This is a genomic window from Paenibacillus sp. FSL H7-0942 (genome assembly GCF_045040715.1).
Classification (GTDB): Bacteria; Bacillota; Bacilli; order Paenibacillales; family Paenibacillaceae; genus Paenibacillus; species Paenibacillus amylolyticus.
Genome location: NZ_CP150279.1, coordinates 2,094,155 through 2,105,761, shown reverse-complemented (window position 1 = coordinate 2,105,761; position 11,607 = coordinate 2,094,155). Strand labels below are relative to the sequence as shown.

The 11,607-nt window shown below is 42.1% G+C and carries 10 protein-coding genes; 2 read left to right on the top strand and 8 right to left on the bottom strand.

Features of this window, described 5'->3' with window-relative positions; all coding sequences use genetic code 11:
• Nucleotides 1–2 precede the first annotated feature (2 nt).
• From sufC to MHI48_RS09570, 3 genes are all read right to left on the bottom strand, one after another.
• Nucleotides 3–785 carry a Fe-S cluster assembly ATPase SufC gene (gene sufC, locus MHI48_RS09580; protein WP_036609931.1) on the bottom strand — a complete coding sequence of 261 codons (783 nt, stop codon included), beginning with the start codon at nucleotides 783–785 and terminating at the stop codon, nucleotides 3–5.
• A gap of 378 nt (nucleotides 786–1,163) precedes the next feature.
• On the bottom strand, nucleotides 1,164–1,739 hold the full coding sequence (locus MHI48_RS09575; protein WP_405143797.1) for a DUF1802 family protein: 576 nt from the start codon (nucleotides 1,737–1,739) through the stop codon (nucleotides 1,164–1,166).
• Nucleotides 1,740–1,863: 124 nt separating this feature from the next.
• Nucleotides 1,864–2,325, bottom strand: a complete 462-nt coding sequence (locus MHI48_RS09570) for a Dps family protein (protein ID WP_017689542.1) — start codon at nucleotides 2,323–2,325, stop codon at nucleotides 1,864–1,866.
• Between the two features lie 296 nt (nucleotides 2,326–2,621).
• Between MHI48_RS09570 and mtnK the strand changes: the two genes are divergently transcribed.
• Nucleotides 2,622–3,842, top strand: coding sequence for an S-methyl-5-thioribose kinase (gene mtnK, locus MHI48_RS09565; RefSeq protein WP_405144622.1), 1,221 nt, complete (start codon nucleotides 2,622–2,624; stop codon nucleotides 3,840–3,842).
• A gap of 23 nt (nucleotides 3,843–3,865) precedes the next feature.
• On the top strand, nucleotides 3,866–4,939 hold the full coding sequence (mtnA, locus tag MHI48_RS09560) for an S-methyl-5-thioribose-1-phosphate isomerase (RefSeq protein ID WP_036609936.1): 1,074 nt from the start codon (nucleotides 3,866–3,868) through the stop codon (nucleotides 4,937–4,939).
• Between the two features lie 127 nt (nucleotides 4,940–5,066).
• Here the strand turns inward: mtnA and MHI48_RS09555 are convergent, their stop codons facing one another.
• The 5 genes from MHI48_RS09555 to MHI48_RS09535 all read right to left on the bottom strand — a co-directional run bounded on the left by MHI48_RS09555 (nucleotide 5,067) and on the right by MHI48_RS09535 (nucleotide 11,587).
• The gene (locus MHI48_RS09555; protein ID WP_017689545.1) at nucleotides 5,067–5,369 is read right to left on the bottom strand and encodes a YunC family protein; all 303 of its coding nucleotides are present in this window, start codon (nucleotides 5,367–5,369) and stop codon (nucleotides 5,067–5,069) included.
• Between the two features lie 367 nt (nucleotides 5,370–5,736).
• The gene (locus MHI48_RS09550) at nucleotides 5,737–6,498 is read right to left on the bottom strand and encodes a hypothetical protein (RefSeq protein ID WP_101313324.1); all 762 of its coding nucleotides are present in this window, start codon (nucleotides 6,496–6,498) and stop codon (nucleotides 5,737–5,739) included.
• Nucleotides 6,499–7,133: 635 nt separating this feature from the next.
• On the bottom strand, nucleotides 7,134–7,394 hold the full coding sequence (locus MHI48_RS09545; protein ID WP_340026892.1) for a hypothetical protein: 261 nt from the start codon (nucleotides 7,392–7,394) through the stop codon (nucleotides 7,134–7,136).
• A 144-nt stretch (nucleotides 7,395–7,538) separates the two neighbouring features.
• A complete protein-coding gene (locus MHI48_RS09540) occupies nucleotides 7,539–9,497 on the bottom strand; it encodes a DNRLRE domain-containing protein (protein ID WP_405143794.1) in 1,959 nt (652 codons plus the stop codon).
• A gap of 11 nt (nucleotides 9,498–9,508) precedes the next feature.
• Nucleotides 9,509–11,587, bottom strand: coding sequence for a hypothetical protein (locus MHI48_RS09535; protein ID WP_338708257.1), 2,079 nt, complete (start codon nucleotides 11,585–11,587; stop codon nucleotides 9,509–9,511).
• Nucleotides 11,588–11,607 lie beyond the last annotated feature (20 nt).

Below are 11,607 nucleotides of genomic sequence, written 5' to 3'. Positions count from 1 at the left end.
CTTTACGCTTCTTGGCCTACAGTTTCGTCTGTAATTCCCAGCTCTGCCTTTACCCAGTCATACCCTTCCGCTTCCAAACGGTGAGCCAATTCAGGTCCGCCGGATTTCACGATACGACCTTGCATCATTACGTGAACATAGTCAGGCGTAATGTAGTTCAACAGACGTTGGTAGTGAGTGATGATCAGGAAGCCACGGTCTTCGCTCTTCATAGCGTTCACACCGTCAGCCACGATTTTCAAAGCATCGATGTCCAGACCGGAGTCAATTTCATCAAGTACTACGATTTTCGGATCAAGCAGCATCATTTGCAGAATCTCGTTACGTTTTTTCTCACCACCGGAGAAACCTTCATTCAGGTAACGGTGAGCGAACTCAGGGTTCATGTCGAGTTCTTTCATTTTACCTTCCATTTGACGAATGAACTTGATCAGGGAGATCTCGTTACCTTCGCCACGACGTGCGTTAATTGCACTACGCAAGAAGTCGGAGTTTGTAACACCTGCAATTTCACTTGGGTATTGCATAGCCAGGAAGAGACCTGCACGTGCGCGCTCATCTACAGCCATATCCAATACATCTTCACCATCAAGTGTAATTTTACCGTCTGTTACTTCATATTTAGGGTGACCCATCAATGCAGAAGCCAGAGTGGATTTACCTGTTCCGTTTGGCCCCATGATTGCGTGGATTTCTCCACCTTTCATTTCCAGGTTGATGCCTTTCAGGATTTCCTTACCTTCGATCGTCGCTTTCAGACCTTCAATGACGAAATTCGTAGCCATGTGTATTGTTTCCCTCCATTGATTAAATTGATGTTAGTTGTCGAAAACGAAAAAGCGCCTATTATATCTGAACAGGGCTTCCCCTGAATTTCTCCTGTACTCGATTCTTAAAGCAAGAACACTTTAGAATAATTCTAAACTGATTCTCAATGATAATCAAGTCATTTCCTAAGAACCTTTGTCCATTGCATGAAACCTTATTCTTTCTGATTCTATAGTAAAAGACAAATTGAATCAAATCAGAAAACATCTTAAGCACAAATGCACAGTGAGAAAAATCACAGCAATTCAAGCTTTTATGTCATCTGCTGTACACTAATCTAAAAAAAGGACTCATCCATATTATGGACAAGTCCCTCCGTTAAATAACGTTACCATTTACAATTTGAGCATCTCGCTAATCTTCTGTACCTGTTCGTCAAAATCCGCAACGTCCACCACCGGCGTCATTTCGCGCGGCACCGGACCATTCGGAATAGAAATCCATGAACGGCAACCGTTATATTCAGGCAGTACGGGGATTTCCATCGGTTCTTTCAAAAGGTACACACGTAAAATCAATACATGGAGCGGATCTTTCCGTTTCCATTTCAAACGGTCATCGGCAAAATCCGCTGTCCACATATGAAAGTCAAGAAGTCGATCCAGCATCTCCTGATCTCGTATCTCCAGATCCTGCGTTACTTCGGCATATGCAGTAATACGGATTGTCGAAGCTTCGGGCACCCATTCGGCCAGTGATTCTTCAACATAGGATTGATCCGAGGACTTAATCAGTTCTTTACGCTGATGTTCATAAGTCGGATACAGATAAAACGCTGGACTTTTCAGCTCAAAATGTCGGGTTTCCTCTACAATGCCACCTTTGCGCATCACCATAATCTGGCGACCCGTTTCCAGTGCTTTGATTGCAGAAGCCCATTCTTTTAAAGCCGGTATCGTTGGTTCTAACATAAGCGGTCCCCTCCCCTATCGTTCTTGTCAGCAGTATAGACGCTCAGGGCGTTTCTGACAACATGATCCAGGCTCAGAAAGCTTACGTAAGAGACCATTTGTATTAGGCAAAATCTTGGCTATATTAACCCAGGAAAGAGCGAAGCATCCACATGTGTTTCTCAAGGTCAGCCTTGAAACCTGTCAGCATATCGGATGTTGGTTGATCTTCAGCTGCATCTGCAACTTCGATACCTTCCTGATATTCATTCGAAAGTGTAGCGAAGTCCTCGATCAGGTTTTGCACCATTGTTTTTGCGTCTTCTCCGCCTGCTGCTTCCTGGATAGAGGAAAGCTCCAGATACTCTTTCATTGTAGCCGCCGGGCTACCTTTCAGCGTAAGGATACGCTCTGCGATTTCATCCATTTGCACCGTAACTTCGTTGTAGAACTCTTCGAATTTCACATGCAACGTGAAGAAGTTAGGTCCTTTAACATACCAGTGATAGTTATGGATTTTAACATACAATACGTTCAGGTTAGCTACCTGACGATTAAGTACTTGTTCCACCGATTTCGCTTGATCTGTTTTGTTTTTTGTAGCCATATTAATCCCATCCTTTATTTAAAATTAGTCTGTCATGCCATGATAAGCAGGTTGTCCCGCAATGCATAACAGAGAGTTAATAATGTGTCACCACATGTAGTGGAGAGGCTTGTTAACGGCGTTTCTCTCAACCGTCCGGCCTATTTGTTTTTACCCTTGAACCGGAAGTTCGAATCAGGATCGACTTGACTTGTCTCAAAAAAAAGTTCAAAAACCGCGTTATTTCCGATATACTGACATATACCAAGCAAAGAAGTGGGTTTTCCTGTTTCTTCATATATATGGAGGTGGCACCTTTGTCCCAATATCGCCCGTTTACCCCCCAGGATGCAATTGAACTGGCCAAAACATTACCGGGTCCATTTGCGGCAGATGCGAATCTGGATTGTCACGAGATCGGCGATGGCAATCTGAATTTGGTATTCCACATCACGGATCAGAACTCCGATAAAAGTATCATTATCAAACAGGCGCTTCCTTATGCGAAAGTGGTTGGAGAATCATGGCCGCTCTCTCTGGTACGTGCCCGCATTGAACGTGAGATTCTGCAGGAAGAGTATCGTCTGTGTCCAGGGATGGTACCCGAAGTGTATCATTACGATGATGACCTCGCGTTAACGGTTATGGAAGATCTGAGTGATCATGTGATCATGCGTAAAGGCCTGATCGAAGGTGTTTCCTATCCTCTTTTTGCACAGCATATTGGGGAATTCATGGCAAGAACGCTGTTTTTCACATCCGACTTGGGCATGGATCAGCAATTGAAGAAGGAACAACAGGGCAGATTCATTAATCCGGACCAATGCAAAATAACGGAGGATCTGATCTTTGATGAACCCTACCGGATCGCCGAGAAAAATAATTATGATGTTTACATTGAGGACGAGGCTGAAGCCCTTCGCACAGATGGAGTGCTTCACCTTGAAGTGGCCTTGCTGCGGGAAAAATTCCTAACACATGGGCAGGCATTGCTTCATGGAGATCTGCATACAGGCAGTATTTTTGTTACACCTGAATCAACTAAAGTCATCGATCCCGAATTTGCATATTACGGCCCCATGGGATTTGATGTCGGTGCAGTCCTTGCGAACCTGCTCTTGAATTACGCATCCCTGCCAGGATGGATACAGGATATGTCTGCTTTGCGTGAGCGTGAGACGCTTTTACTGATTATGGTTCGTGATGTATGGACTGAATTCGAATCTCGTTTCCGTGCCCTCTGGGTTAACGACCTCGTTGATCCGATGGCAAAAACGCCAGGCTATCAGGATCTGTATGTGCAACAATTGTTCAGAGATTCGATCGGCTTTGCAGGTGCCAAAATGGTTCGTCGTATCGTAGGACTCGCTCACGTGGCGGATATAGATACCATTCCAAATGCAACTGAACGTGAACATGCTCAGCGTAAAGCATTGTCCATTGGTAAAGCGTTGATCAAGAACAATCGTCGCTTGAATACCATCGGCGAAGTACTGGATATTGTATCCACAGCTGTTACTACTACTACTAAGGTTTAACATAAGGAACGGAGGAACCACCCATGACAACCCCTGAATATCAGCCTCTGTCCTCTCTCATCTGGAAAAAGGACAAGCTTGAAATGCTTGACCAGCGTCTGCTGCCCGAAACGATCCTCATGTTGAAATTGTATACACCCGAGGAAGTATGGGAATCCATCCACTCCATGAAAGTGCGCGGTGCTCCGGCGATTGGTATTGCTGCTGCATTTGGTGTTGTATTGGGTGCCAAATCTTATGACGGAACAACCGTTCAAGGTTGGTTGGATCACGTAAAATCCATATGTGCTCATCTGGCTACTTCCCGACCAACAGCGGTGAACCTTTTCTGGGCACTGGATCGCATGATGCAAAAAGCAAATGAGGTCGTTGAATCCGGCCTGAGCCTGGATGAGGGCAATGATGCTCTTGAAGTAGAAGCTCTGTTGATTCAGAAAGAAGACGAAGAAGTATGCCGCATGATCGGTGAGAATGCACTGCCATTGTTCGAAGATGGTATGGGTGTACTCACTCACTGTAATGCAGGTGGACTAGCTACTGCGAAATATGGTACGGCAACTGCTCCAATGTATCTCGCACAGGAACGTGGCATTCACCTGAAGGTATTTGCAGACGAAACTCGTCCCGTACTTCAGGGTGCACGCCTGACTGCATTTGAGTTACAGCAAGCCGGCATTGACGTTACGCTGCTCTGTGATAACATGGCAGGCATGGTGATGTCCAAAGGCTGGATTCAAGCCGTTATCGTCGGAACAGATCGTGTTGCTGCCAATGGCGATGTAGCTAACAAAATCGGAACATACAGCGTGGCTGTGCTTGCCAAAGCTCACAATATTCCGTTCTATGTAGCCAGCCCATTGTCGACTATCGACTTGTCCACTCCATCCGGGGACCTCATTCCGATTGAGGAACGCGCTGCGGAAGAAGTCACTGAAGGATTTGGCAAACGTACAGCACCGCAGGGTGTTAAAGTATACAACCCAGCATTTGACGTAACGCCTAACGAATATGTAACAGCTATTATCACGGAAAAAGGCGTTGTTCGCGCTCCTTTCCAAGAAAACCTGGCTGCCTTGTTCGCAAAGGAAGAAGCTTAATTTAATAAGAGTATTCAAGAAGAGATTGTCGTGTATAGCGTTAGTACTTACGATGTGCCAGGCTCTGTATTAGAACGCTAAGACGCTAAAGAAGGGCTTCCCATATGGGGAGCCCTTCTTTAGCGTCTTAGATCATTTTCAACAAAGCCTCTACACCCGTCATGCCAACCGTAATGCCCATGGCCTCGGCTTCTGTTGTCACCGACTCCATAGGTGCATGCAACAATTGCTCCAGTGTACGCACACCAACCGCCCGAGCCGCAATAATTTTGCGATCCCCGAGCTTCTCATTAAGTAATCCCACGTCGAGTGCTCCGCACATGATATATCCTTTGGATGTGTTAATAGTCAACAACGTTGTTTTGGGCAGCTTGACTTCTACCCCTACCAATACATGCTCTCCAACTACAATGGGCTCCATCGTCACCATAATTTCCCGATCCACCTCCTCTTCCACAGGTCACGATAATTGTATGCCTCATTCTGGATTGTCGTGTGGACACCAGCCGTGTTTGAGAAAATGTAGGTACTTACAGTTCAAATATACTGTTGGTAATTCTCCTCGCAGACTTAGATATAGATATACACTTTCATTGGAATATGAAAAGCCACCTCAGAAATGAGGCAGCTTTTTAACAGGACAAAAAATGCGATATAGTACGAACTGGACTTCTTTTTAATTTCTCATAAAATAAAAAAAGAGATCTATTAGGACTGCTTAGTTACTGTTAAAATTAATCTTTTAAAAATGAAAAAATGCCCTATAACGGGCATCTCATTTTTATTCTAATATTAACCTATTTTGAATCTACCTCTAATCCAACAGCAGTTTTCGCTTCCATTAATTTCAAAATACCCTTCATAACAAATGAATCTGCCATAGAGATTTCTTCTTTAAATTTGGACATATGACTGGGCTTCTGATCGTCCAAGAACTCAAGAACTGCATCGAATGCTTTACCTTTAGAATAATAGGCTGTACTCAAGTTCGAAGCCGTTGCATTCAACATTTGTTTCACATCTTTAGGGAGATTTTCTGGAACATCTAAATTATAGAATTTGCTCTGCAAGTGTTTGGCGGCCTTCTGTGCATTTTCTGTTGCTTCATAGACAGTATAGATGTCAACCGTACCATTTCCTAAGCCTGTCATAGCTTCTTGATATGTATTCATAATTGGAGACATAGTCTCTTCTAATGCATAAACAGATTTTTCAAATGCTAATACTTCTTTTTGATTGGCTTTTTTAGCAGCAGCGTCAGTTTCGTTTTTCAGCTTAGCCTCTTCTTTAGCCTTTTGATCATCTTTTTTCTCGGTTTTTGTATCAACCACAGCAACTGCCTTTTCCACTTTTGGTGCTTTTTCCTGTGAGGCCACTGCATCTGTTTCTACGGTTGCTGTCACGTTTGGCTTTTCCTCAGTTGGTATCACAATTATCAATAAAATAAAGCCAGCCCATATAGCACCGCCGATTTTCGCAACCTTGCCAAGCTTCTTCCATGAGACAAAAATCATAATGAAAGGAACGAATAACCAAGCTAAAATTCTTAACAACTTCAAAACACTACCTCCTAATGTATTATTTACATTGCTAATTATATAGTAAATAATGACTAATGTCTTTAAATAATTGCCATTTCATCCCGCTTGAAATAGGCCTTAAATACCAGCATAGAATTAATCTTTCATTTTAGATTCAATTTGTTTCTTTACGTTTATCTCTTTTAAACCATATAACTATTATTATAAGATTCAGGCAGATTCTCCTCTAACAACTTTAAGTACGAACACGAAGACCAATACTAAACATGGTTGTGGATGTAGAAAACAACAAAAGATATCACCGAAAAAAGACTGTAGTAGCAATAGAGAACCTGTTGTTCGTTCCTCTCCACTTTCAGATAAAGCTATTAGAAATAATCAATACATCAATATATCGCAAGAAAATAAAAAACAGAGGGCGCAAGTATATAATCACCACCTATCATCAATCAACTATCTCTGTTTCAGGAGGTGGAGATGGTTATTTTTGACCCTCACCCAATTAGATTCAAAAGCAACCGCATCGGCGTCTATATCTTTTTCTACGTCTTTGCTATCATAAATTTAACTGGTTAAAATATACTATAAATGGAATTCACACCATATGAAAACGGATTAAAGCGTCGTCTAAGGTGAGTCGAATTGGGCCTACCTTAAAACGTATGCTCATCATTCTTTAATCGCCTTATCTCCGTTAACTCTCTTCTAATTCCCAGTACACGTCTATGAAGTACACTTCTATCTATTGATTCAGCTACCGACTTTTTGAACTGGACATCCAAATCACTTAATTGCTCCTGAGCTAGTTTCTTTTTATGTATTGGTTTAACTAGAACTTTTGTAGTTTCAGGCTTGATAGGCTTCAATCTTTTCTGCTTCATAATCTGTTCAAATACACTGTCCCCTTGTTGCATGGTCTTCATTCCTTAATGTATGATGAACACATTGTATCATAACGAGAAGATGACTGTTACACAATAAAGTACAGATGCATAGAGTTGGGCAAAGCCTAAACGCAAAAAAAGAGGGCCAATGCCCCCTTTGATAATTAACTCATTTTATAAAATGTAAAAATACGCTTGATTTCCTGGACTCTTCACAATTACTGTGGTCACTAAATCACCGGCATCCCGTTTACGGATACTTGTGATCGAATCTAACTCTACATTCGCAATAACTCTTGGTAAGACATACGCGGCCAGATCAGGCTTGGAAATTGTCACTTCAGTAGCCATATCGACAATCTGTCTCACATCTACTGTAGACCGCATATCCTTCCACTCTCGCACCTGAAGATAGCTATCCAAGTATTCTCTTTCCTTGATACTAATATGTGCATCCAAAACATCCATATACTTGACCTCAATGCTGGAAAGCACATCAGGTCTGGAAATATATAATTGCCCAAGCTGTTCTGCCAAATAAGGAATCTCAAGACTGCCTGCCCTCTCATCATGATTTAATGCTCTGACTTGAAGAACACTATTCAGATCAGGCTTATTAACCGTAATCTCCGAAATCACAATCGAATCACCGTCGTACATGACCGTAAGCAAAGACCCCAACGTTGAAGTTGCTTTTATATAATTGGAGACTTCCAATGAAGCATGAAGATCTGGTACGGATACAATTAAACTCGTATCCCGTCCATCATCGAGCAGCTGTGATATCGTTAACGTACTGACTAGAGACATTTGTCTATCTACCGTAATAACTGAAGGTAAGTCAGGATGAGACACTGCGATTTCTACAGTTTTTTCGTCGTCCAGACCTGTTCTAACGGCAAGATTACCGTCTGTATCCTTAGTTGTTCGTATAGCAGTAATGAACTGCGAATGAAGCTCGGGCTTAGAAATAGAAACCCATGTTTCCTTCTCTTCTGTCCTACTTTCAGCAATAGAAATGTTCGAATCCAGTTCTGCATCTATACGTTTAGCTACTATCAGATCTACATCCACGTCCGGACGGCTGACCGCGATTACTTGAGGTATATCATGATGCATGTGATCCTGATAACGGTGGACGTACAACTGAGATTTGAGCCAGTCCAGCCCAATATCACTGTGTACAACTAACGTTGAAGCTATGTCCTTGTGACCTGCACCATAAATAAAAATTTCACTTTCGATTTCGGTTCGACCGATAGAATAGATTTGAGAAGTGATATATTTGATCTGCAAAACAGGTGGTTTGGAAGACTCTCGAGTGTTGAAATAAATCGGCGTGTTACCGCTAGACTGAATAATCAGTCCAACATTCGAAAGAATACCTTCTCTCCACATTTGAAGTAATGCCATCATATCAAACTCAACATAACGTTCAGTCGTATCCAGGATATAACTGGACGATAAGAGCTGAATGGACTGAGGTCTGTTCGCATACGTAATCCCGTACTCACGCCACAACGTATCAGGCTGATGCAGCTCAATGTGTGCTCCAGGTGCCAGGGTTCCTGTGTAATATAACCTCAATTTAGCGTCTTCCAGATATAACAGATCAGGTATTCTAGTATCCAAATCACCGAAATGTATAAACGATTCGAATTGCTCTATCTCGTCTCTACCGATCATCATACGCTGTGTATCACCAAAGTTGAGCGTCTGCAGGTGAGTTTGGCTTCGTGTGGTCGCATCAGCAACAGGCTTAAGATTAACAGTTACACGCGGTGCTTCCAGTAATTCATATTTGCCGTGTGCACGGTTATGTGGGCGAACGTACAACATGCCTTCAAGATCAACTTTGGATGCCGCTTGAATGGTTGCGCCCAGATCTCCTTGCGACCTGTACATCACCGATAGCGAATTGCTCAATTCCTGTGACCGTCTGACACGTACGGATACACTAGAGACGATCTCGGACACTTTTCTTGTAGCAGCTATTAGGGTTGAAGACAGTTCTTCATCCACCTGATTGTACAGGATATACTTTGCTGCAAAACGATTTTCCGGACTTTTAATATGTATATAACTATCTAATAGAGTCTCCCCGTTATTAATTCCACTCACTTCCTGTCTCATTGTATTGAGAGCTACACCCGGTCTGCTGTGACTTTCATTTCAAAATTGCCATTAGGATTCGGCTTGGCATGAATATCCGTTGCGATACGAATATAAAAATCGATGCTATCCTCCGGTTGAATCAGACCATAGGTCAGATAATCGATCGGAAGAAACGGGTCGGCCTGTCTGGATAATTGGACTTCAACACCATCCGTTTCGAATTTCTTATCCATCTCCAGGTAAACATGATCCACAGCATAACCAAGCAAGTTTTTGATTCTGACTTTCTTTGTTAACGTCGTCTGTCCGGCAATGATCACCCCATAATCAAGTTTTTTCAAAATACCACCAAAGGTATCTGAAAGAAAATCTCCAGACTCGTCCATAAACATTAATCCTGAATACGATCCGATAAACTTGATTTCCCGTGAGTCTACGGCACCCCAATAATCCTGAAATTCAACCTTCAATGTATTCTCTTCGCCAAAATTAACATTTCTCTCGTCAATATTGAGTTCAATATTGAATGGAGATGCTGCTAGTCGTGTAAAATTGCCATCCGCCGGATAATACGTTTTACCGTTCAACAAGACGCGGTATTTAACCTTGCCCTGATCTGCATCATCCAGCACACCTGTAAGTTTGTTACCAGAGAAGGTCAGGTCGATTGTGGCTGTGGTGTTTAACAGTTGCAGTGACATATCTCTAAACTCCACTGCATGTCGCGGTGCATCAACGACCATTTTCACTTCGTCAAGCGAATAGCTGTTTTCATAGTGCTTACTGCTATCGAAGTAGTAGGCAATTCGAGTTAAAGCTATTAGATCCTTTTCAGGGATGGCGTTGAGTGTGTCCAGGTTCATTCCTTTTCTTTTGAATAACGTTGTATCCTGGATATCCAGATCAAGCCACTTGTTGAAACGGTATGTCTTCCATGTGAGCCCTGAGTCGAACGAAGCAGCCATTCTTAATATACCTTCCGGACTGTTCTCCGTTACTTTCGTAGCGACAACCTTTTTCACGTCTCCATATAACGCTATGTCTGTTGGTTGCACAATTAATTGCTCAAACGGTAGCGCGTTATACGTCAGCATCATGTCCCGATTACCGGCAATAACCTCTTCATCATTCGTCCACGTAACCACGTCAAAATCTCCCTCAAGTTCATCCAATAGGGAGTAGTTAGCCGTGATATTTAGTTCCGCTGATGTTTTGGTTGGATCGTCCGTGTAGTATAAAACGTCTACACTATCACCCAACTCGTCGTAGAGGGTAAAAGGTTCGGTTTCAATTGTAATCGTTGATTCGGTTTGGTTGGGGTCATCAGTGTATTCGATGATTTTGATCTCTTTATCTTCCCATTCTCCCGCTAGGGTGAATGGATCAGTTTCGATTGAAACTACTAATTCAGTTTGATTTGGATCATCAGTATAATAAAGCACTTCAATATCCTTGCCTTCCCACTCCTCTTCAAGAGTAAAAGGATTGGTTTCGATGTTGAAGAATGCTTCTGTTTTTGTGATGTCATCCGTATAGTAGCATAGTTCCACTTCTCCTTGAAGTTGTGACCATGCGGATTCACGTATGATAGAGATGTCTTTAATGCCATTATTCAAATACTGCTGTTCTGTAGGTGAGTCTAAACTGACTATACTCCAAGTATTATTATCAAATGACTTATATCCTTGATTATCTTTTACAAGTGTACTTTTGAAGATTAGTTCAATATCAACAGAAAACACTTTTGACGCTCCATTAGCTGTGTTGGAAGCAATAAGTCTATAGTCTACATCATCAGTACTAAAATAAATGTTATACGACTTACCAAAAGTAGTATTAGACCAGTCAATTAATTCAAGTGCGAAAGATCCACTGTATTCGAATTTGAAAATATAATATCCTTTTCCACCTCCATTATAGTATGGAGGTTCGGAGGTACTCGTAAATAACAAGCCCATATTTGCTACCCTTTGATCCATATTATGACTATATATATTACTCAAATCTAATGGGAGATATTGACCAGAAGATTTAGATTTGAGTTTTACATTCCAAACCAATCCTATACCGCCTTTGTTTAAAGCTTCAGTCTTAATGTAAAAAGCCATTACTTCATCTCCTTTCTAAA

Coding starts and splice junctions, on each gene's coding strand:
- sufC (WP_036609931.1), bottom strand. CDS start 785: ATGGCTACGAATTTCGTCATTGAAGGTCTGAAAGCGACGATCGAAGGT.
- MHI48_RS09575 (WP_405143797.1), bottom strand. CDS start 1,739: ATGTTAGAACCAACGATACCGGCTTTAAAAGAATGGGCTTCTGCAATC.
- MHI48_RS09570 (WP_017689542.1), bottom strand. CDS start 2,325: ATGGCTACAAAAAACAAAACAGATCAAGCGAAATCGGTGGAACAAGTA.
- mtnA (WP_036609936.1), top strand. CDS start 3,866: ATGACAACCCCTGAATATCAGCCTCTGTCCTCTCTCATCTGGAAAAAG.
- MHI48_RS09555 (WP_017689545.1), bottom strand. CDS start 5,369: ATGGTGACGATGGAGCCCATTGTAGTTGGAGAGCATGTATTGGTAGGG.
- MHI48_RS09545 (WP_340026892.1), bottom strand. CDS start 7,394: ATGCAACAAGGGGACAGTGTATTTGAACAGATTATGAAGCAGAAAAGA.
- MHI48_RS09540 (WP_405143794.1), bottom strand. CDS start 9,497: ATGAGACAGGAAGTGAGTGGAATTAATAACGGGGAGACTCTATTAGAT.
- MHI48_RS09535 (WP_338708257.1), bottom strand. CDS start 11,587: ATGGCTTTTTACATTAAGACTGAAGCTTTAAACAAAGGCGGTATAGGA.